The sequence below is a fragment of the Streptomyces sp. NPDC031670 genome, assembly GCF_055580545.1.
In genome coordinates this window covers 1-20,921 of the sequence record NZ_JBVILC010000001.1, presented here as the reverse complement: position 1 = coordinate 20,921, position 20,921 = coordinate 1, and the positions used below count along the sequence as shown (strand labels likewise).

Annotated in this window: 14 protein-coding genes, 1 tRNA gene and 1 rRNA gene; 3 read left to right on the top strand and 13 right to left on the bottom strand. The window is 70.6% G+C overall.

Translation table 11 applies throughout. The features are described from left to right. Positions 1 to 206: 206 nt before the first annotated feature. Both ACZ5ID_RS00080 and ACZ5ID_RS00075 read left to right on the top strand, forming a co-directional pair. Complete coding sequence (locus ACZ5ID_RS00080) at positions 207 to 1,001, top strand: Fpg/Nei family DNA glycosylase (protein ID WP_468891933.1); 795 nt, start codon at positions 207 to 209, stop codon at positions 999 to 1,001. Between the two features lie 72 nt (positions 1,002 to 1,073). Continuing rightward, a complete protein-coding gene (locus tag ACZ5ID_RS00075) occupies positions 1,074 to 1,838 on the top strand; it encodes an SDR family NAD(P)-dependent oxidoreductase (RefSeq protein WP_468891931.1) in 765 nt (254 codons plus the stop codon). Here ACZ5ID_RS00075 and ACZ5ID_RS00070 read toward each other — a convergent pair. From ACZ5ID_RS00070 to ACZ5ID_RS00025, 10 genes are all read right to left on the bottom strand, one after another. After that, positions 1,786 to 2,019 (bottom strand): hypothetical protein, encoded by a 234-nt coding sequence (locus ACZ5ID_RS00070; protein WP_468891929.1) that lies wholly within the window; start codon positions 2,017 to 2,019, stop codon positions 1,786 to 1,788. The two genes, ACZ5ID_RS00075 and ACZ5ID_RS00070, sit on opposite strands and share 53 nt — an antisense overlap. Before the next feature lie 191 nt (positions 2,020 to 2,210). After that, positions 2,211 to 2,681 (bottom strand): Dps family protein, encoded by a 471-nt coding sequence (locus ACZ5ID_RS00065; protein WP_406555690.1) that lies wholly within the window; start codon positions 2,679 to 2,681, stop codon positions 2,211 to 2,213. Between the two features lie 230 nt (positions 2,682 to 2,911). Further along, on the bottom strand, positions 2,912 to 3,295 hold the full coding sequence (locus ACZ5ID_RS00060) for a helix-turn-helix domain-containing protein (RefSeq protein ID WP_067165033.1): 384 nt from the start codon (positions 3,293 to 3,295) through the stop codon (positions 2,912 to 2,914). A gap of 109 nt (positions 3,296 to 3,404) precedes the next feature. Then, positions 3,405 to 3,914 (bottom strand): CinA family protein, encoded by a 510-nt coding sequence (locus tag ACZ5ID_RS00055; RefSeq protein ID WP_468891927.1) that lies wholly within the window; start codon positions 3,912 to 3,914, stop codon positions 3,405 to 3,407. Further along, the gene (gene pgsA, locus ACZ5ID_RS00050) at positions 3,911 to 4,600 is read right to left on the bottom strand and encodes a CDP-diacylglycerol--glycerol-3-phosphate 3-phosphatidyltransferase (RefSeq protein ID WP_468891925.1); all 690 of its coding nucleotides are present in this window, start codon (positions 4,598 to 4,600) and stop codon (positions 3,911 to 3,913) included. Before pgsA ends, ACZ5ID_RS00055 begins: the two co-directional genes overlap by 4 nt. After that, positions 4,597 to 6,072 (bottom strand): 30S ribosomal protein S12 methylthiotransferase RimO, encoded by a 1,476-nt coding sequence (gene rimO / locus ACZ5ID_RS00045; RefSeq protein WP_468891923.1) that lies wholly within the window; start codon positions 6,070 to 6,072, stop codon positions 4,597 to 4,599. The genes pgsA and rimO overlap by 4 nt, the downstream gene beginning before the upstream one ends. 94 nt (positions 6,073 to 6,166) lie before the next feature. Continuing rightward, positions 6,167 to 7,057, bottom strand: a complete 891-nt coding sequence (locus ACZ5ID_RS00040; protein WP_468891921.1) for a helix-turn-helix domain-containing protein — start codon at positions 7,055 to 7,057, stop codon at positions 6,167 to 6,169. 256 nt (positions 7,058 to 7,313) lie between these two features. After that, positions 7,314 to 10,115 carry a DNA translocase FtsK gene (locus ACZ5ID_RS00035; protein ID WP_468891919.1) on the bottom strand — a complete coding sequence of 934 codons (2,802 nt, stop codon included), beginning with the start codon at positions 10,113 to 10,115 and terminating at the stop codon, positions 7,314 to 7,316. 219 nt (positions 10,116 to 10,334) lie between these two features. Continuing rightward, positions 10,335 to 11,015 (bottom strand): response regulator, encoded by a 681-nt coding sequence (locus ACZ5ID_RS00030; RefSeq protein ID WP_067165024.1) that lies wholly within the window; start codon positions 11,013 to 11,015, stop codon positions 10,335 to 10,337. A gap of 276 nt (positions 11,016 to 11,291) precedes the next feature. Further along, positions 11,292 to 16,754 (bottom strand): HAMP domain-containing protein, encoded by a 5,463-nt coding sequence (locus tag ACZ5ID_RS00025; protein WP_468891917.1) that lies wholly within the window; start codon positions 16,752 to 16,754, stop codon positions 11,292 to 11,294. A gap of 300 nt (positions 16,755 to 17,054) precedes the next feature. On the opposite strand from ACZ5ID_RS00025, the gene ACZ5ID_RS00020 reads away from it, so the two are divergent. Continuing rightward, the gene (locus ACZ5ID_RS00020; protein WP_468891915.1) at positions 17,055 to 19,757 is read left to right on the top strand and encodes a SpoIIE family protein phosphatase; all 2,703 of its coding nucleotides are present in this window, start codon (positions 17,055 to 17,057) and stop codon (positions 19,755 to 19,757) included. 110 nt (positions 19,758 to 19,867) lie between these two features. Here ACZ5ID_RS00020 and ACZ5ID_RS00015 read toward each other — a convergent pair. The 3 genes from ACZ5ID_RS00015 to rrf form a co-directional block, all read right to left on the bottom strand. Next, positions 19,868 to 19,940, bottom strand: a tRNA-Thr gene (locus ACZ5ID_RS00015). Positions 19,941 to 20,051: 111 nt separating this feature from the next. Next, entirely contained in the window at positions 20,052 to 20,738 is a 687-nt protein-coding gene (locus tag ACZ5ID_RS00010) for a DegT/DnrJ/EryC1/StrS family aminotransferase (RefSeq protein ID WP_468891913.1), read from the bottom strand. Between the two features lie 96 nt (positions 20,739 to 20,834). Then, positions 20,835 to 20,921: ribosomal RNA gene (gene rrf / locus ACZ5ID_RS00005) — 5S ribosomal RNA — on the bottom strand; the annotation flags it as partial.

Below are 20,921 nucleotides of genomic sequence, written 5' to 3'. Positions count from 1 at the left end.
CGTGCTGGGTCGCTCGCGCGGTTCCCCGCGCCCCTGAGGGGGTCCACCGCACCAGGACCGCTTGCCTCAGCCACAAACTCCCAGGGGCGCGGGGAACCGCGCGGCCAACCCCCACCAACCCGCAGACGCACCGCCTCCCAGACACCCCGCCCCGCAGGCACCGCGCCCCGCGCACCCCCGCCCCGCCTGCCCTGCACAATGGCCTCATGCCCGAAGGAGACACCGTCTGGCAGGCCGCGCGCCGGCTCGACGCCGCGCTCGGCGGATGCGAGCTGATCCGGTCCGATCTGCGTGTGCCACGGCTCGCGACCGTAGACCTGACCGGCCGGACCGTGCTGGACGTCACCCCGCGCGGCAAGCATCTGCTCACTCGTATCGAGGGCGGCCTCACCCTCCACTCCCATCTGCGGATGGAGGGCACCTGGCGGATCTTCGCGCCCGGCGAGCGCTGGCGGGGCGGCCGGAGCGACCAGATCCGGGCGATCCTGGGCACCGAGGAGCGGACCGCGGTCGGCTACCGGCTGGCCGTCCTGCAACTGCTCCGCACCCGCGACGAGCACCGCGTCGTCGGCCACCTCGGACCCGATCTGCTCGGCCCGGACTGGGACCCCGATCTCGCTCTGAGCAATCTGCTCCGCGACCCGGCCAGACCACTCGGCGAGGCACTGCTCGACCAGCGCAACCTGGCGGGCGTCGGCAACATCTACAAGTCCGAGATCTGCTTCGCCGTCCGGGCGGTGCCCTGGCTGCCGGTGGGCGAGCTCACCGACCCCGCCCGGGTCGTCGTCGCCGCAAAGAAGATCATGGAGGCGAACCGGGAGCGTACGTCCCGGCAGGTGTACGTGTACGGACGCGGCGGGCGGCCCTGCCCCCGCTGCGGTACCGCTCTGCGCGCCACCACCCTGCGCGACCCCTCCGGCAGCGAGCGCCCCACGTACTGGTGCCCCCGGTGCCAGCCGAGCCCCCCGGTCCACGGCCGCTCCGAGCAGACCGACAGTTGACGGGACACCACTGAAACCACAGTGACACCACAGCTGTTGACGCCCCGTCAGGTCCCGCCGTACCGTCCCCGCATGCCCCTCTCGGCGTACGACCTCACCGATCGCACCGCCTTCGTGACCGGCGCCGCCGGCGGTATCGGGCGGGCCAGTGCCGTCCTGCTCGCGGAGGCGGGCGCCCTCGTGCACTGCGCCGACCTCGACGAGCTGGGCCTCCAGGGCACCCGTGAGCTGATCGCCAAGGCGGGCGGCACCGCGTACACCCATGTGCTCGATGTGACCGACCGCACCCGGCTGCGCGCGGCCGTCCGGGGCGCGGGCCGGGTCGACATCCTCGCCGCCGTCGCCGGGATCATGCACACCAGCACGGTCCTGGACACCGACGACGCCGACCTCGACCGCGTTCTCGCGGTCAACTTCAAGGGTGTGCTGCACGCCTGCCAGGAGGCGGCCCGGGTGATGATCGAGAACGGCACGCCCGGCAGCATCATCACCATGGCGTCCGGTGCCGTCGACTCCGCCGGCGCCGGGCTGTTCTGCTACAGCGCATCGAAGGCGGCCGTCATTCAGCTGACCAAGACCCTCGCCACGGAGCTGGGCCCGCACTCCATCCGCGTCAACGCCATAGCGCCGGGCTGGGTCCGTACGCCGATGACCGAGCGGCACTCTGCCGAGCACCAGCGGCGGATCGAGTCGACCATGGTCCGGCTCTCCCCGCTCGGGCGGCTCGGCGAGCCCGAGGACATCGCGCACACCGTGCTGTATCTCGCCTCGGAGGCGTCCTCGTTCACGACGGGTCAGATCCTGCGCCCGAACGGTGGCGTCGCGATGCCCTGGTGACCGCGGGCCGTGGGACATCGGCTGTGACATGGACGGGCAGGAGGCTCAGGCCCCAGCCGCCCGCCGCCACCGCGCCTTCGAGCACCCCGGTCTCGTCGGGCACCGTCAGCAGGCGGACCACCGCCCACCACCACAGCGCCCCCACCACGAGCGCCGGCACCCATCGCACCGCCACTGCCATGGCCGCCTCCTCGGGCCGACGCTAGACCGCTCCCCCCGGTCACCGGGAGGGCGCACCGGGATTCACCCCGGCGCACGCACCGCCCCCCACGCCCCGCGAACCGGCCCGGACCCTCCGGCTCCGTCAGTCCTGCCCCGCCAGCCCTGCTCCCAGCCCCGCCCCGTCAGCCCTGCCCCGCCAGCCCAGCTCCGTCAGCCCGTCTCCGCCTGGAACATCCACGCGTGCTTCTCCAGGTCGGCCGTCAGACCGATGAGCACGTCCTGGCTGACCGGGTCCGGGTCGCCGGTGGCGTCGATCCGCTCACGCATTTTCGTCACGACCGCGCCCAGCGCGTCGACGAGGATCCGTACCGCGTCCCCGTCCCTGATCCAGCCGGTGGGCGTCTTGCCGATGGCGCTCGTCGAGGACACGGTCGCCGCGCGGCCGTCCGGGGTGACCCCCAGCGCGGCGGCCCGCTCGGCCACCGTGTCGGAGTGCAGCCTGGCGGTGTCGACGACCTCGTCGAGCTGGAGGTGCACGGACCTGAAGCGCGGCCCGACCACGTTCCAGTGGACCTGCTTGGCCACCAGCGCCAGATCCACGAGGTCGACGAGGGCGCCCTGCAGGGCGTCCCCCACCACCTTCAGGTCGGTCTCGGACAGCGAGCTCTTCACGACAGACATGCAGGCACTCCGTTCCGTATGCAGCTCCGTACGCGGCGGCTCGCGTCCGCACGGGCTCACGTCCGCGTCGGCTCCCCGCGCTTCCCCCACCTTTACACGGAAGCCCCAAAGGGGGCATTCCGGGGATTGCACGCAAGACCGTGGCCCCGCACCCAGAAGCGCCGCACAAGAAGAAGCCCCGGTCGGTCAGAAGACCGGCCGGGGCCACTCACAGACAGAGCCCGACAGCGTCAGGCCGCGACGACGTCCACCGCTTCCGCGGGCGCCTTGATCGTCACGCGCTCGGTCGGGACGCCGGTCACCGACGTCACGGAGATCGAATTGAGCATCGGACGTACCGGTGCAGGCACCGGGTCGCTCGCCGCCGCCGAGGCAGCGAGCTCGGCAAGTGCCAGCTCGTCGCTCACTTCTCGCATGAGCTCGGACATCCGTACGTCAAGCGCGTCGCAGATCGCGGAGAGCAGCTCGGAGGACGCCTCCTTCTGCCCCCGCTCCACCTCGGAGAGATAGCCGAGTGAGACTCGGGCGGACGAGGAGACTTCGCGCAGAGTACGGCCCTGGCGCTGGCGCTGCCGACGCAGCACGTCACCCAGCAGGCGACGGAGCAGAATCATCGGTGGCTCCCTCCTCGGACCGCGTAGCCGCATCCTTCACGCCCCACCGTACCGCCTCGCGCTGCGGCCGTGCGGGGAGCGATGTCGTGTTCACTCAGGGCTGCAAACATCAATTCCCCCCGTTCTGTTCCGTATCCTGTGCCCGCGCATCTCCGCGGAGTTCACCGGCGAGCAGTTCGAGCACGCTCCGTACACTCTCCCTACGGATTTCCTCCCTGCCGCCGTTCAACCGCAAAGCGAGGGTTTTCCCGGTCCCGTCCGGTCTCTCGACCGCCACGTGGACGGTCCCGACGGGCTTGCCGTCCTGGGGCTCGGGGCCGGCCACGCCGGTGGTCGACACTCCCCAGTCGACCCCCATCAGCCGCCGCACACCCGCCGCCATCTGCCGCGCGACCTCGCCGTCCACGGCTCCGCGCTCCGCCAGAAGGGTCGCGTCGACGCCCAGGACCTTCTGCTTGACGTCCGTCGCGTAGGCCGTCACCGAGCCGAGGAAACCCGCTGAGGCGCCCGGCGCCTCGGTCAGCTCCGCGGCCACCAGACCACCGGTCAGCGACTCCGCAGCCGCGACCGACTGCTCACGTTCCGTGAGCAGTTGCATGATCCGCGCAGCCTCTTTCACCGGCCCGGTCCCTCCATGGCGGTCTCGGCGGCGCGGGCCGCGCGCTGTGCGGCGAGCCCCTGACGCCTCAGTACGACCGCCTGTCGCACATAGTCCAGTCCCGTGACGACCGTCAGCACCACGGCGACCGCCATCACCCAGAAGCGCAGGGTCGCCAGTGGACCCGTGAGCGCCAGTACGTACATCCCCGTCGCCGTGCCCTGGGCGAGCGTCTTCAGTTTCCCACCTCGGCTGGCGGGAATCACCCCGTGCCTGATGACCCAGAAACGCATGAGCGTGATCCCGAGTTCCCGGAAGAGGATCACCCCGGTCACCCACCACGGCAGATCGCCCAGCGAGGAGAGGCAGACCAGCGCGGCCCCCATGATCGCCTTGTCCGCGATCGGGTCCGCGATCTTCCCGAAGTCGGTGACCAGGTTGTACGTCCGGGCCAGATGACCGTCGAAGATGTCCGTGATCATGGCGACGGCGAACGCCGCCCACGCCCAGGCCCGCCAGGCCGGGTCGTACCCGCCGTCCTGCAGCATCAGCACCACGAAGCCCGGTACGAGCACGAGCCGGACCATGGTGAGGAGGTTCGCGACGTTCCAGAGGCTCGCCTGGTTGACGGCCGCCGCGCCCAGCTTGCCGCCGGGCGCCGGCGTCCGGCCGGTACCGCCCGCCGCGGATGCCGGGACTCCGGTCATCTGGCCGCCTCCTCAGGGACGTCGAGACTCGTCACCACCAGGTCGACGCCCTCGGCGGCGACGACCTTCGCCTCGACGATACGGCCCGGCGTCAGTCCCGCGCCCTCCGTGAACCGCACTTGACCGTCGGTCTCCGGCGCCTGGTGCTCGGCGCGGCCGATCACGCCGTCCTCGGTGTCGACCGACTCGACCAGCACCCGGACGGTGTCGCCCACGCGCTCCTCGGCGCGCTGGGCGGTGAGCTCCTCGGCGAGCCGCGACAGGTGGTCGAGCCGCTCGGCGATCACCTCGTCGTCCAGCTTGTTGTCGTAGGTGACGGCCTCGGTGCCCTCCTCGTCGGAGTAGCCGAAGACGCCGATGGCGTCGAGCCGGGCGCTGGTGAGGAAGCGTTCCAGCTCCTGGAAGTCGGCCTCGGTCTCACCGGGGAAGCCGACGATGAAGTTGGAGCGGACACCGGCCTGCGGGGCCTTGGCCCGGATCGTCTCCAGCAGCTCCAGGAAGCGCTCGGTGTCGCCGAAGCGCCGCATGGCCCGCAGCACGCCGGGGGCGGAGTGCTGGAAGGAGAGGTCGAAGTACGGGACGACCTTGTCGGTGGAGGTCAGCACGTCGATCAGGCCCGGCCGCATCTCGGCGGGCTGGAGGTAGCTGACGCGTACGCGCTCGATGCCCTCGACGGCCGCGAGCTCGGGCAGCAGCGTCTCCAGGAGGCGGATGTCGCCGAGATCCTTGCCGTACGAGGTGTTGTTCTCGGAGACCAGCATGACCTCCTTGACGCCCTGCTCGGCCAGCCAGCGCGTCTCGCCCAGTACGTCCGAGGGGCGGCGCGAGATGAAGGAGCCGCGGAAGGACGGGATGGCGCAGAACGAGCAGCGGCGGTCGCAGCCGGAGGCCAGCTTCACCGAGGCGACCGGGCTGGTGTCCAGCCGGCGGCGCAGCGGGGCGCGCGGACCGGACGCGGGGGCGACGCCCTCGGGCAGGTCCTCGGGGGCGCTCTCCTGGGCCTCCTGGGCGTGGCCGGGCAGCGCCACGGCGGCGCCCTGGCGCTCGACGGGGCTCAGCGGCAGCAGCTTGCGCCGGTCGCGCGGGGTGTGCGCCTCCACGCTCCCACCGCTGAGGATGGTCTGGAGACGGCTGGAGATGTCGGCGTAGTCGTCGAAGCCGAGCACACCGTCGGCCTCGGGGAGGGCGTCGGCGAGCTCCTTGCCGTACCGCTCGGCCATACAGCCGACCGCGACCACGGCCTGGGTCCTGCCGTGATCCTTGAGATCATTGGCTTCGAGGAGGGCGTCGACGGAGTCCTTCTTGGCGGCTTCGACGAACCCACAGGTGTTGACGACGGCGACATCGGCGTCCGAGGCGTCCTCGACGAGCTCCCAGCCGTCCGCTGCCAAGCGGCCTGCAAGCTCCTCCGAGTCCACCTCGTTACGGGCGCAGCCGAGAGTGACAAGGGCGACGGTACGGCGTTCGGGCATGGACTCAAGACTACTTTGTCCCGGCCCGCGTCCCCGCCCCGAGGGCTGATCAAGGAACCGGGGGCCGTACCGGGCCGGGGCGCGGCGGTCCCGGTCAGCCGACGACCGGGTCGCCCTTGGTGTAGGTCAGCCGCTCGACCTGGCCGTCACCGAACTGGTCCTCGACCTTCTTGCCGTTGACGTAGAGCTCGATCGCCCCGGCGTTGCCGAGGATCAGGTCGATCTTCTCGCCGTCCACGAAGGTCTTCGACTCGCCCTTCTCCAGGAGGCCGTCGTAGAGCACCTGTCCGTTGTGCGCCTTGGCGGAGATCCAGCTCTTGTCGGAGATGGCGCTCAGCTTGACGGTGACCTTGTCCTGCGGGGCCGCCGCGATGGCGCTGTCCGTGGGGGTCGGGGGCTTCACGGGCGGGACGCTGGGGGTCGGCTTGGGGCTCGGGCTGCGCTGCTGCGTCTGGGTGGGGCCCTCGGCGACCTGGGTGCCCTTGCTCTTGGAGTCGCCGCTGCCGCTGAACATCGTGAAGCCGACGAAACCGACGACCACGACGATCGCGGCGACCATGGCGGCGGTCCAGTTCGGCCGGCGCCGCTCGGGCCGGATCCGCTCGGCCTCGAACATGGGTGCGGCGGGCGTGGGCTCGGGACGGCCGCCGTGGTCGGCGTCGTACTGCGCGACCAGGGGTTCGGGATCCAGGTGCACGGCGCGCGCGACCGTGCGGATGTGTCCGCGCGCGTACACATCGCCGCCGCAGCGGGAGAAGTCGTCATCCTCCATGCCGTGGACGATCGGGATGCGCACTCTCGTGATCGAACTGACCTCGTCGACGGTCAGTCCCGCCGCGATACGGGCCTGCTTGAGCGCGTGCCCGATCGTCGGCCGGTCGTCGTCGGACCGGTGGTCGTCGGGCCGGTTGTCGTCAGCAAAGGAGGGCCGGTCGTCGTCGCCGAGGGAAGGCCGGTCGTCTTCGGGGAAGTTGCCGATGGACACGGGGGCGCCTTTCGAGCGTGAGCCACCTGCTGGAGGTTCAGTCTAGGGGGGGTACGAAAGGGTGGGGCAACCGGGAGGGTGGAGTTTGTACGCCATAGGAATGGCCACCCCCCTTCCTCCTAACGGGTCAGGAGGGGGGCATGTTCCTGGTCTTCCCTCAACTGGACGTACAACCGGAGGAAACGGTTGCCCCGCGCTCCCTTTCGTATGCTCCATTCGGCCGCAGAATTGACTGCTCGACAGCCGCCCCGCGCCTTCAGGGAGCCTCCCCCCGGATCACCGCCAGCACGTCGTCGAGTTCGTCCGGTTTGACCAGGACATCGCGCGCCTTGGAGCCCTCGCTGGGGCCCACGATCCCGCGCGACTCCATCAGGTCCATCAGCCGGCCGGCCTTGGCGAAGCCGACCCTCAGCTTGCGCTGGAGCATCGAGGTGGACCCGAACTGGGTCGAGACCACCAGCTCGGCGGCCTGGCAGAGCAGATCGAGGTCGTCGCCGATCTCCTCGTCGATCTCCTTCTTCTGCTTCTGGCCGACCGTGACGTCCTCACGGAAGACCGGCGCCATCTGGTCCTTGCAGTGCTGGACGATCGCCTGGATCTCGTCCTCGGTGACGAACGCCCCCTGGAGCCGGGTCGGCTTGTTCGCCCCCATCGGCAGGAACAGTCCGTCACCCTTTCCGATGAGCTTCTCGGCGCCGGGCTGGTCGAGGATGACGCGGCTGTCGGCGAGCGAGGAGGTCGCGAAGGCGAGCCTGGACGGCACGTTCGCCTTGATCAGACCGGTCACCACGTCGACCGAGGGCCGCTGGGTGGCGAGGACCAGATGGATACCGGCGGCGCGGGCCAGCTGGGTGATGCGCACGATCGCGTCCTCGACGTCACGCGGCGCCACCATCATCAGGTCCGCGAGCTCGTCGACGATCACCAGCAGATACGGGTAGGGGGTCAGCTCCCGCTCGCTGCCCTCGGGCAGCTTGACCTTGCCGTTGCGGATCGCCTCGTTGAAGTCGTCGATATGGCGGAAACCGAACGCCGCCAGGTCGTCGTAGCGCAGATCCATCTCACGCACGACCCACTGGAGCGCCTCGGCCGCCCGCTTCGGGTTGGTGATGATCGGTGTGATCAGATGCGGAATGCCCTCGTACGCGGTGAGTTCGACCCGCTTGGGGTCGACCAGCACCATCCGCACGTCCTCGGGGGTCGCGCGCACCATGACCGACGTGATCAGGCAGTTGATGCAGGACGACTTGCCGGAGCCGGTCGCACCGGCCACCAGGACGTGCGGCATCTTCGCCAGGTTGGCCATCACATAGCCGCCCTCGACGTCCTTGCCGAGCGCGACGAGCATCGGATGGTCGTCCTCGGCCGCGTCCGCCAGGCGCAGCACGTCACCGAGGTTGACCATCTCGCGGTCGGTGTTCGGGATCTCGATGCCGACCGCCGACTTGCCGGGGATCGGCGAGATGATCCGTACGTCCGGGCTGGCCACCGCGTACGCGATGTTCTTGGTCAGCGCGGTGATCCGCTCGACCTTGACGGCCGGGCCCAGCTCCACCTCGTACCGGGTGACCGTCGGGCCCCGGGTGAAGCCGGTGACGGCGGCGTCGACCTTGAACTCCACGAAGACGTTCTGCAGCGACGCCACTATGGCGTCGTTGGCGGCGCTGCGCGTCTTGCCCGGCCCGCCGCGCTCCAGCAGGTCGAGCGAGGGCAGCGCGTAGGTGATGTCGCCCGCGAGCTGGAGCTGCTCGGCGCGCGTCGGCATCTGCGAGTGCTCCGGAGCCGCCTTGGTCAGGTCCGGTACGGCGGCGGGGGCACCCGGGGTCGCCCGGGGCGCGGGCCCGGCCGTGTCGGCCCCCGCGGCGGGCCGCGCCCCGGCGCCGCCCGTCGCCCCGCCGCGGGCCGTGGGCACCGGTGTGGTGCTCCCCCGCTCCCGCTCGGTGGAGACGCCCTGGGTGAGGTCCGCGACGACCGGGGACGGCGGCAGGCCGTTCAGTACGGCGCCGTCGAGGGCCGCCGCCGCCGCTGCTGCCACGTCGACCGGGTCCATCGGGTTGTCGAACGCCGGTTGCACGGAGGCGCGCCGGGGCTTGCGGCGCTGCGAGAGCGCCGCCTGCTCGGCCTCGCCCGGCCCGTACCCGTCGTCCGGCGCGATCCGGCGTCCGGGCGTGCGCCGGGCGCGCGGTGCGGGCTCTGGTTCGTCGGCGGCGCGCCAGTCGTCCTCGTACAGCTCGTCCTCACCAAGCTCCCCCGGCAGCGGCTCCAGGACGCCGAGCCGGACGCACAGGGCGCGCAGGCGCTGCGGGATGGCGTTGACGGGCGTCGCGGTGACGACGAGCAGCCCGAAGACGGTCAGCAGCACCAGCATCGGTACCGCGAGCACATCGCCCATCAGGAATTCCAGCGGCTTGGACGCGCCCCAGCCGATGAGCCCGCCGGCGTCCTGCATCGCGCTGGTGCCGTCGTCGCGGCCCGGCGAGCCGCAGGCGATGTGGACCTGGCCGAGCACGCCGAGCACCAGCGCGGAGAGGCCGATCACGATCCGGCCGTTGGCCTCCGGCTTCTCCGGATAGAGGATCAGCCGGACGGCGATAGCCCCGAGCAGCAGCGGCACCAGCAGGTCGAGCCGGCCGAACGCACCGGTCACCAGCATCTCGACGAGCTCGCCGACCGGCCCGCGCAGATTGGACCAGGTGCCCGCGGCGACTATCAGGGCGACCCCGAGCAGCAGCAGGGCGACCCCGTCCTTGCGGTGGGCCGGGTCGAGGCCCTTGGCGCCGCGCCCCACGCTCCGGAACATCGCCCCGACACCATGGGCCGCGCCCAACCAGACGGCGCGCGCGAGCCGGTACACGCCCCCGGTGGGCGAAGGCGCCCGCTTGGGCGCGGGCTTGGGGGCCATCGCCTTCTTGGCGGGCGCCCTTTTGGCGGGTGCCCTCTTCGCGGGCGCGACGGTCTTCTTCGCAGGCGCCTTCTTGGCGGGCGCCGCGGTACGGCCGGTGCGCTTCGCGGTGCCCGCCGTGCCCTGGGAACCCTTGCCGGACGTACGTGAGGCCATGGTGCTGAGGTTACCGGTGCGGACGGCCGTCGACACGACGGCCGGTGCTTCACCCGTTCGTGTCGTACCGAAAGACAGCGGTCACATACGCGTGGACGAGGACCGGCCTGTCCGCGAAGGGGACTGACGCCTCGTCAGCGCCCGGCCGCCGCGGACCGCTCGCTTCCGGCCCGCTCACTTCCGGACCGCTCACTTCCGGCCCGCTCGCTTCCGGTCCGCTCAATTCTGCGAGGGCAGCGCCGCCGTGCCGCTGCCGGTTCCCGGCTCCAACGCGTCCAGCGCCCGCCGCAGGCCGGTCAGTTTGCGCTCCAGATGGGCCGCGGTGGCCACCGCAGCCGCGTCCGCCGACTCGTCGTCGAGCTGTTTGGAGAGCGCCTCGGCCTGCTCCTCCACCGCCGCGAGGCGCGCGGACAGCTCGGCCAGCAGACCCGCCGGCTCCTTGGGGTCGCCGGCCGTCTGGCCGCCGCCCTCCAGCTGGAGCCGGAGCAGCGCGGCCTGCTCGCGCAGCTGACAGTTCTTCATGTAGAGCTCGACGAACACCGACACCTTGGCGCGCAGCACCCAGGGGTCGAAGGGCTTGGAGATGTAGTCGACGGCTCCCGCCGCGTAGCCCCGGAAGGTGTGGTGGGGGCCGTGGTTGATGGCGGTGAGGAAGATGATCGGGATGTCCCGGGTCCGCTCCCGCCGCTTGATGTGCGCGGCGGTCTCGAAACCGTCCATGCCCGGCATCTGCACATCCAGCAGGATGACCGCGAAATCGTCCGTCAGCAGCGCTTTGAGCGCTTCCTCCCCTGACGATGCCCGCACCAGTGTCTGATCGAGCGCGGAGAGGATGGCCTCCAGCGCCAGCAGATTCTCCGGCCGGTCATCGACCAGGAGGATCTTGGCCTTCTGCACCATGGCCCGCCCTCCTCGCCCCGGCTTGGGGCCTCCCCTGTCCGAAGGACTCGGGGAAGCACCGGACGCCGCCCCAGGGGACGACTCCCTTGCGCCGCCCGTCCTTGTGCCGGTCATGGTAGCCGCACCCCGCCTGTCGCCACACCCTGTCACCGCGATGTCACTGTGCACGTAGCAGAAACGTAGTGGGAGACCAGAAGGTTCCCCGAATACCGCCCTCCCACACGCCCGCGGCCACAGTCAGTCAGCAACGCGCGCTGTGGACCGTGCGGCCACCGGTCACTTCTCCCTCATCCACTGCTCCATCACCGAGAGCAGATGGTCCGGGTCGACCGGCTTGGTCACATAGTCGGACGCGCCGGACTCGATCGCCTTCTCCCGGTCGCCCTTCATCGCCTTCGCGGTGAGCGCGATGATCGGCAGCCCGGCGAACTGCGGCATCCGGCGAATCGCCGACGTCGTGGCGTACCCGTCCATCTCCGGCATCATGATGTCCATCAGTACGACGGCCGTGTCCTCGTGCTGCTCCAGGACCTCGATCCCCTCACGGCCGTTCTCCGCGTAGAGCACCGACAGCCCGTGCTGCTCCAGCACGCTGGTGAGCGCGAAGACGTTCCGTACGTCGTCGTCGACGATCAGCACCTTCTCGCCGCCGAAGTGGAAGGTGCGCACCGGCGCGTGCTCCGGCTCCTGGGTCGCCCACGCGTCCCTCGGCGCCTCTCCCGGCTGGCCGGGCAGCGTCGCGCCGGGCTCCGCGCCGAGCGCCTTGCGGCGGCGCCGGAACAGCCCGGCCGTCCCCGGCTGGGCCTCGCTGGGGGCGAGCGTCGCCGTCTCGTGCGGGAACGGGTCCTGGTGCCCCGTCTCCCCCTGACCGGCCTCGGTGGCCGCCTCGCCGCCGGGCGGCAGCTGCGGGTAGCCCTGCGGCGGCAACTCGCTGGGGTGCAGCGGCAGATACAGCGTGAAGGTGGAGCCGCGGCCGGGCTCGCTCGCCGCGTGGATCTCACCGCCGAGCAGCCGGGCGATCTCCCGGCTGATCGACAGCCCCAGGCCCGTACCGCCGTACTTGCGGCTGGTCGTGCCGTCGGCCTGCTTGAACGCCTCGAAGATCACGCGCATCTTGCTGGCAGCGATACCGATGCCGGTGTCGGTCACCGAGAACGCGATCAGATCGGCGTCCGCGTCGCGCAACGAGCCCGCTTCCAGGAGCTGTTCGCGGATCGCGTGCGGCACATCGGCGTGCGCGGGCCTGATCACCAGCTCGACGGCGCCGCTGTCGGTGAACTTCACCGCGTTGGACAGCAGGTTGCGCAGCACCTGGAGGAGCCGCTGCTCGTCGGTGTGCAGCGTCGCCGGAAGCTCCGGCGAGACCCGTACGGAGAAGTCGAGCCCCTTCTCCGCGGTGAGCGGCCGGAAGGTCGCCTCCACGTAGTCGACGAGCTGCACCAGGGCGATCCGGGTCGGGCTGACGTCCATCTTGCCCGCCTCGACCTTGGACAGGTCCAGGATGTCATTGATCAACTGGAGCAGGTCCGAACCAGCCCCGTGGATCGTTTCCGCGAACTCGACCTGCTTCGGCGAGAGGTTGCCCTCGGCGTTGTCGGCCAGCAACTTGGCGAGGATCAGCAGGGAGTTGAGGGGCGTGCGCAGCTCGTGCGACATGTTCGCCAGGAACTCGGACTTGTAGCGCATCGAGACGGCGAGCTGCTCGGCGCGCTCCTCCAGGACCTGCCGGGCCTCCTCGATCTCGGTGTTCTTCACCTCGATGTCGCGGTTCTGCTGGGCGAGCAGCTCGGCCTTCTCCTCCAGCTCCGCGTTGGAGGCCTGAAGGGCCTTCTGCCGGTTCTCCAGCTCCGCCGACCGCTCGCGCAGCTGCTCGGTCAGCTCCTGCGACTGCTTGAGCAGTACCTCGGTCTTGGAGTTGACGCTGATCGTGTTGACGCTGGTCGCGATCATCTCCGCGATCTGGTTGAGGAAGTCCTTCTGGATCTGGGTGAACGGCTGGAAGGAGGCCAGTTCGATCACCCCGAGGACCTTGCCCTCGAAGAGCACCGGCAGCACGATCACATGCGCGGGCGGCGCCTCCCCGAGCCCGGAGGAGATCTTGAGATAGCCCGGCGGCACGTTCTCCACCAGGATCGTGCGCTTCTCCTCCGCCGCCGTGCCGATCAGCGTCTCACCGGGCCGGAAGGAGGTGGGCATCGAGCCCGCCGAGTACCCGTAACTGCCGCGCATCCTCAGCTCGTACGGGCTGTCCTCGTCCCCGCCGACCTCGTTGGAGCCGCCGGTCGGCAGCGCCAGGAAGAACGCGCCGTGCTGGGCCGAGACCACCGGCGTCAGCTCGGTCATGATCAGCGAGGCGACGTCGTCGAGGTCGCGCCGGCCCTGCATCAGACCGGAGATACGGGCCAGGTTGCCCTTGAGCCAGTCCTGCTCCTTGTTGGCGACCGTGGTGTCGCGCAGGTTGGCGATCATCGTGTTGATGTTGTCCTGGAGGGCCTGGATCTCGCCCGCCGCGTCCACGTCGATCTTGAGGTTGAGGTCGCCGCGGGTCACCGCGGTGGCCACGGCCGCGATGGCGCGCACCTGCCGGGTCAGGTTCCCGGCCATCTCGTTCACGGACTCGGTCAGGTCGCGCCAGGTGCCGTCCACGTCGCGTACGCGCGCGTGGCCGCCGAGCTGGCCCTCGGTGCCCACCTCGCGCGCGACGCGGGTGACCTCCACGGCGAACGAGGAGAGCTGGTCGACCATCGTGTTGATGGTGTTCTTCAGCTCCTGGATCTCACCGCGCGCGTCGATGTCGATCTTCTTGGTGAGGTCGCCCTTGGCGATGGCCGTGGTGACCGTGGCGATCTGGCGCACCTGCCCGGTGAGGTTGTCGGCCATGGAGTTCACCGACTCGGTGAGGTCCTTCCACGTACCGGAGACGCCGGGGACGCGCGCCTGGCCGCCCAGGATGCCGTCGGTGCCCACCTCGCGCGCGACGCGGGTCACCTGGTCGGCGAAGGACGACAGGGTCGTCACCATCGTGTTGACGGTGTCGGCGAGCTCCGCGACCTCGCCGCGCGCCTCGACCGTCACCTTCTTGGTGAGGTCGCCGTTGGCGACGGCGGTGGAGACCCGCGCGATGTTGCGTACCTGGTAGGTGAGGTTCGCGGCCATCAGGTTGACGTTGTCGCTGAGGTCCTTCCAGATGCCGGTGACCCCGCGCACCCGGGCCTGGCCGCCGAGGATGCCCTCGGTGCCGACCTCGCGCGCGACCCTGGTGACCTCGTCCGCGAAGTTCGAGAGCTGGTCGACCATCGTGTTGACGGTGGTCACCAGCTCCAGGATCTCGCCCTTGGCGTCAACGGTGATCTTCTTCGAGAGGTCGCCCTTGGCGACCGCCGTCGTCACCTCGGCGATGTTGCGCACCTGGAACGTCAGGTTGTTCGCCATGAAGTTGACGGACTGCGTCAGGTCCTTCCAGGTGCCCGAGACGCCCTGCACCTCGGCCTGGCCGCCCAGGATGCCCTCGGTGCCCACCTCGCGGGCCACCCGGGTCACCTGCTCCGCGAAGTTCGAGAGCTGGTCGACCATGGTGTTCAGGACGTTCTTGAGTTCCAGGATCTCGCCGCGCGCGTCCACGTCGATCTTCTGCGACAGATCGCCGCGGGCCACCGCCGTGGCGACCTGGGCGATGTTGCGGACCTGGGCGGTGAGATTGCCGGCCATGCCGTTCACCGAGTCCGTCAGATCGCGCCACACCCCGGCCACGCCCGGCACCTGCGCCTGGCCGCCCAGACGCCCGTCGGTGCCCACCTCGCGCGCGACCCTGGTCACCTGCTCGGCGAAGCCGGACAGCTGGTCGACCATGTTGTTGATGGTGTTCTTGAGCTCCAGGATCTCGCCGCGCGCGTCCACGTCGATCTTCTGGGACAGATCACCGCGGGCCACCGCCGTGGTCACCTGGGCGATCTGGCGCACCTGGGAGGTCAGATTGCCCGCCATGAAGTTGACGGAGTCGGTGAGCTCCTTCCAGGTGCCGGAGACGCCGTCCACCCGGGCCTGACCGCCGAGCCGGCCCTCCGTACCCACGTCCTGGGCCATCCGCGTCAGCTGGGCGGCGAACGACGCCAGCTGGTCGACCATCGTGTTGACGGTGTTCTTCAGCTCCAGCATCTCGCCGGAGACGTCCACGGTGACCTTCTGCGACAGGTCACCGTTGGCGACCGCCGTCGTCACCTGGGCGATGTTGCGCACCTGACCGGTGAGGTTGCGGAACGCGTTGTTGACGGAGTCCGTCAGGTCCTTCCAGGTGCCCGCCGCGCCCGGCACCTCGGCCTGGCCGCCGAGCCGCCCCTCCACGCCGACCTCCCGGGCCACCCGGGTCACCTCGGAACCGAAGGACTGGAGCTGGTCGACCATCGTGTTGACGGTGTTCTTCAGCTCCAGCATCTCGCCCGCGACGTCGACCGTGACCTTCTGGGTCATGTCACCGTTGGCGACCGCCGTGGTCACCTGCGCGATGTCCCGCACCTGAGTCGTCAGATTGCGGAAGACCGTGTTCACCGAGTCGGTCAGGTCCTTCCAGGTGCCCGCCGCACCCGGCACCTGCGCCTGCCCGCCGAGCAGGCCCTCCGCCCCGACCTCGTTGGCGACCCGGGTCACCTCGTCCGCGAACGTACGCAGCGTCTCGGTCATCTGGTTGATCGTCTCGGCGAGCTGGGCGACCTCGCCGCGCGCGTTCACGGTCACCTTCTGTGACAGGTCACCGTTGGCGACCGCCGTCGTCACCTGCGCGATCCCGCGCACCTGGGCGGTCAGGTTGCCCGCCATCAGGTTGACGGAGTCCGTGAGGTCCTTCCACACGCCCGCGACCCCGGGCACCTGCGCCTGTCCGCCGAGCTCGCCCTCGGTGCCCACCTCGCGCGCGACCCGCGTCACCTCGGAGGAGAACGAGGAGAGCTGGTCGACCATGGTGTTCACGGTGTTCTTCAGCTGGAGCATCTCGCCGGCGACGTGCACGGTCACCTTGCGCGACAGATCACCCTTGGCGACCGCCGTCGTCACGAGGGCGATATCCCGTACCTGGGCCGTCAGCCGGTACGCCATCGTGTTCACCGAATCCGTGAGGTCCTTCCACGAACCGGACATTCCACGCACCTGGGCCTGGCCGCCGAGCTTGCCCTCGGTACCGACCTCCAGTGCGACCCTGGTCACTTCGTCGGTGAACGCCGACAACTGGTCGACCAGGTTGTTGACGGTCCGCCCCACCTTGAGGAACTCGCCCCGCAGCGGTCGCTCGGCGTTGTCCACGCCGTGCGAGCGCAGGTCCATGCGCTGCTCCAGATCGCCCTCCGCGACCGCCGACAGCACCCTGCCGACCTCGGAGACCGGCCGGGCCAGATCGTCCACCAGTGCGTTGGAGGCGTCGATGGCGGCTGCCCAGGAGCCCTCACAGGCCCCGGTCTCCAGCCGCTCGGTCAGCTTCCCCTCCCGGCCCACCATCCGCCGCACCCGGGCGATCTCACCGGTCAGATGCAGATTGCGGTCGGCGACCTCGTTGAAGACGGCGGCGATCTCGGCCATCATCCCGTCACCGGAGACGGTCAGCCGCTTACGGAAGTTGCCGTCCCGCATCGACGCCAGTGCGGCGAGCAGCCGCTGCAGCGCAGCGGTGTCCACCTCGGTCGTCCCGTTGCCGCGGGTCCGTCCGCTCTTCGCGCGCGTGCTCTTGCCACGCGCCGCCACGCCAGACTCCACCGTGTCCCTCCCGCAGGGGTCGACCGCCCTAGTCGGGCTTTCCTCGAAGCCTTCCCAGTGTTTCACCATGGCCGGACCCGGCCATAACAGTTCGGCAGCTTCGCATACCGTCCCCGCCCACGGAGGGCGGAAACACTGGTGACCGGCATCCGCTAGGACAGTGAAGGTAAGTAACCTGGCTTCCGGCTGTCCAACCGCCCCGGTCCGTCCGAAGGCGGCGGCGCCCCCTGCTCCTGTGAGCCCGGGGAGCCGCGGGAGCCACAAGGACGACCACGGGACACCGGAGGGGGCGGGCCACACATGGGAGTGTTGATTCCCGGGGGGCACCTTCCCGGACCCCGGCAGGGGAAACCGGCCGTCGAGACGTGTACGAGGAGTTCTGTGATCACCGCGCGGGCGGAAGCCAGCTTCGAACCGGTCGGACGGTCCGTCGCGACCGCCCGCGCCTTCGTCCGCGACACCCTCCAGGGCTGGGGGTACGCGGACGTCGTCGACGACGCCGTCGTCCTCACCAGCGAGCTGGTCACCAACGCGGTCGTCCACGCCGGTACCGCCGCCGACGTCCTGTGCCTGCGCTCCGAGGACGGCGTCCGCGTCGAGGTCGCCGACCACTACCCCGAACGTGAGGTTCCGCTCCACGCCTCCCCCGCCGAGGTCGCCGGCCCCGAACGCGAGAACGGCCGCGGCCTGCTGCTGTGCGCCGCCATCGCCTCCCGCTGGGGCGTCGAGTACACCCCCACCCAGAAACACGTCTGGTTCCAACTCGACCTGCCCGCCCGCCGGGTGGGCACCCGCTCGGCCGGACCTGCCCTGCCCCTGGACCTGCTGCCCGTCACCGACGGCCGGGTCCGCGTCGCGGTCATCCAGATCGACCGCACCGGCGCCGTCCGCGCCTGGAACGAGGACGCCGAGGAGCTGTTCGGCTACCCCGCCGAGAAGGTCACCGGAAAGCCGCTCACCGACTTCGCGGCCTGGCCGCACACCCCCGGCACCTCCACCGGGATCGTCGAGGCCCTACAGCTGTCGCGCTGGGAGGGCAGTTACGGCATCCGCGGCGCCGACGGCCGCGTCCTGCCCGTGTACGCGTCACATCTGCGGGTGCGGGACACCAACGGCGAGCCGTCCACCGTCTGCCTGCTGGTCCGCGACGACGAGCGGGCCGTGCTCCAGACCCCCGTGCGCGCCCCCGCGGGCGACCCGGCGGCCATGGGCGAGAGCCGCAACGCCGACCCGTTCGAGGTCTTCATCGGCTCCCCCGCCCCCGACGACCTGGACGGACTGCTCCAGCGCACCGTGGAGCGCGCCCGCGACATGCTCGACGGCGACGCCGCCTTCCTGCTCCTGGCCACCGACGACGAGACCGAGCTGGAGGTCCGCGCCACCACCGGCCTACCCTCCGCCCGCCAGCGCTTCGCGCGCGTGCCCGTCGAAGCGGGCACCGGCCGCTACGGCTCGGCCCGGATGCCCGCCGTCCACGAGGACCTCGCCGCCGTCCCCGGCGCCGTCCCCATCCTCGGCGGCTCCGGGATGCGCTCGGTCGTCACCGTCCCGCTCAAGGTCGAGGGCCGCCTCACCGGCTCCCTCGGCGTCGCCGCAGAATCCCCCGGCCGCTACTCCAACGAAGAGGCGCTGCGGCTGCAGTTCGCCGCCGACCGCATCGCGCTCGCCGTCGAGTCGGCACGCCTCGGTGAGCTCGAACGGCTCCGCCGGGGATCGCTGAGCTTCCTCGTGGAGGCCTCGGACCTGCTGGCGGGAACCCTGGACCGGGACCAGACGTTGGCCCTGATGGCACAGATGACCGTCCCCACCCTCGCCACCTGGTGCGCCGTCTACACGATCGCGGACCAGTCCTCCGATCCGTACCTGTCCTATGTCCTCCACGAGGACGAGGAGCGCATCGACGGCCTCAAGGCCCTCCTGTCCAAGATCGACCCGCCGGAGCCGGTCCCCACCCCGGGCGCCCGCGTCTGGAGCGCCCCCGGCGAAGCGGCCCACCAGGCCGCACTGCGCACCTCGATGCGCGACCTCGGCCGCGACAGCAGCCCGCACCTGGGCAGCGGCCTCGGCACCACACTGTCCACCGCCGCCGCCGTCGGCGGCGAGACGGTCGTCCTGCCCCTGGTCGCCCGTAACCGCGTCATCGGCATGCTCACGCTCGGCAAGCCCTCCGACGACCACTTCCGCCAGGAGATCCTGGAGCTGGCCGAGGACCTCTCGCGCCGGGCCGCGCTCGCCCTCGACAACGCCCGCCTCTACTCGGAGCGCACGGCCATCAGCCGCTCCCTCCAGCGCAGCCTGCTGCCCCCAGGCCTCCCCCAGATCCCCGGCGTCGAGGTCGAGGTCATCTACCGAGCGGCCGGCGAGGGCAACGAGGTCGGCGGCGACTTCTACGACCTCTTCCCCATCCGCGACGGCGCGTACGGCTTCGCCATCGGCGATGTGTGCGGCACCGGCCCCGAGGCGGCGGCCGTCACGGGCCTGGCCCGCCACGCGCTGCGCCTGCTCGCCCGCGAGGGCTTCGGCGGCCCCGCGGTCCTGGAGCGCCTCAACGCCGCGATCCTCGACGAGGGCGCCCGCAGCCGCTTCCTGACGCTCCTTTACGGCGAGCTGTGGCCCCAGGAGGACGGCAGCGCCGTCCTGAAGGTCGTCTGCGCGGGCCACCCGCTTCCGCTGCGCCTGCGCCAGGACGGCACGGTCGAGCCCGCCGCCGAACCGCAGCCGCTGCTCGGCGTCATGGAGGACCTGGAGCTGTACGAGGAGACGATCACCCTCGACCCGGGCGATGTCCTTCTCTGCGTAACGGATGGCATCACCGAACGCCGAGAGGGTACCCGCATGTTGGGAGACGACGGTCTGACCGACGTCCTCGCCACGTGTACGGGCCTGACCGCCGGCGCCGTTGCGGCCCGCGTCCTGCGCGCGGTGGAACGCTTCGCCGCCGAGCCCGCGTCCGACGACATGGCGATCCTGTCGATGCGGATCCCGGAACAGCCCCGGCATTAGTCGAGCCGGGGCACCGGGGCCCGACAGGACCAGGGCCACCGCCGGCCGGTGGCCGTAGGAACGCGAAAGGCCCCGCCCAATTGGGCGGGGCCTTTCATCGTTTCCAGCTGAGCCCCCATGCGGAATCGAACCGCAGACCTTCTCCTTACCATGGAGACGCTCTACCGACTGAGCTATAGGGGCCGGTTGTTGTTTCGGGGTTTCCCCCTCACCAACGAGATAAAGCATACCCCGAATCAGACGGTGTTCCGAACCACGCCCGCCCGTTCTTCCAGCTCCCTGCCCGGCACCCCGTCACGCGGGCTGCAGCAGGCCGCCGAGCGCATTGCAGACCGACACCAACTTCCGTACGTCCGCGCCGGAGAGCCCGTCGAGGCGGGGCAGCGCGAGCGTCTCGTCCACGGCCCGCTCGGTCTCCGGCAGCACACACCCGATCCGCCTGAACTCCCGAGTCCGGTGTACGGGCGTGAGCACGGGCACCTCGCACGCGACCCCGCGCCGCCGCAGCAACCGCGCGAACGCGTCCCGGTCCGGCCGCCCGTTCCCCGGCACCCGTACGACATAGCGCTGGTACGTGTGCCCCGTGGCCGGCACGGGTGTCCGTACACCGACGAGCCGCCGGTCCAAGTACCCGGCCCGCTCACGCCGTTGCCCCACATCACCGCCGCGACCGTCGTCGCCCTCGTCCTCGTCCTGCTCCACCAGCACCAGCTGGAGCCGGTCCGCGAGTTGCCTGAACTCCTCGGCGGCGCCCGGGTGCCCGAAGCGGTGCACGAGTACGAGCCCGGCCGTCCGCGAGGTCACCACGGCCTCGATGCCCCCGACCCCCAGGCAGTACGTCTCCGGGTCGATGTCGGCGAACACCGGCAGGGCTCCGGCCGCCACGACGGCCCGGGCCACGGTGCCGTCGTCGTAGGCCGGCACGATCACTTCGTCCCCCGCCGTGAAGCGTGCGGACTCCAGCTTTCCGATGATCCCCATAGCTGGGCATGGTGCTCGCACCATATGAACAACAGGTGATCGGGCATAAAAAAACGCGGGTCCCCGAGCCGAAGCTCGGGAACCCGCGTAAAGATTGTTCGGCGGCGTCCTACTCTCCCACAGGGTCCCCCCTGCAGTACCATCGGCGCTGAAAGGCTTAGCTTCCGGGTTCGGAATGTAACC

Coding starts and splice junctions, on each gene's coding strand:
- ACZ5ID_RS00080 (WP_468891933.1), top strand. CDS start 207: ATGCCCGAAGGAGACACCGTCTGGCAGGCCGCGCGCCGGCTCGACGCC.
- ACZ5ID_RS00075 (WP_468891931.1), top strand. CDS start 1,074: ATGCCCCTCTCGGCGTACGACCTCACCGATCGCACCGCCTTCGTGACC.
- ACZ5ID_RS00070 (WP_468891929.1), bottom strand. CDS start 2,019: ATGGCAGTGGCGGTGCGATGGGTGCCGGCGCTCGTGGTGGGGGCGCTG.
- ACZ5ID_RS00065 (WP_406555690.1), bottom strand. CDS start 2,681: ATGTCTGTCGTGAAGAGCTCGCTGTCCGAGACCGACCTGAAGGTGGTG.
- ACZ5ID_RS00060 (WP_067165033.1), bottom strand. CDS start 3,295: ATGATTCTGCTCCGTCGCCTGCTGGGTGACGTGCTGCGTCGGCAGCGC.
- pgsA (WP_468891925.1), bottom strand. CDS start 4,600: ATGACCGGAGTCCCGGCATCCGCGGCGGGCGGTACCGGCCGGACGCCG.
- rimO (WP_468891923.1), bottom strand. CDS start 6,072: ATGCCCGAACGCCGTACCGTCGCCCTTGTCACTCTCGGCTGCGCCCGT.
- ACZ5ID_RS00035 (WP_468891919.1), bottom strand. CDS start 10,115: ATGGCCTCACGTACGTCCGGCAAGGGTTCCCAGGGCACGGCGGGCACC.
- ACZ5ID_RS00030 (WP_067165024.1), bottom strand. CDS start 11,015: ATGGTGCAGAAGGCCAAGATCCTCCTGGTCGATGACCGGCCGGAGAAT.
- ACZ5ID_RS00020 (WP_468891915.1), top strand. CDS start 17,055: ATGGGAGTGTTGATTCCCGGGGGGCACCTTCCCGGACCCCGGCAGGGG.
- ACZ5ID_RS00010 (WP_468891913.1), bottom strand. CDS start 20,738: ATGGGGATCATCGGAAAGCTGGAGTCCGCACGCTTCACGGCGGGGGAC.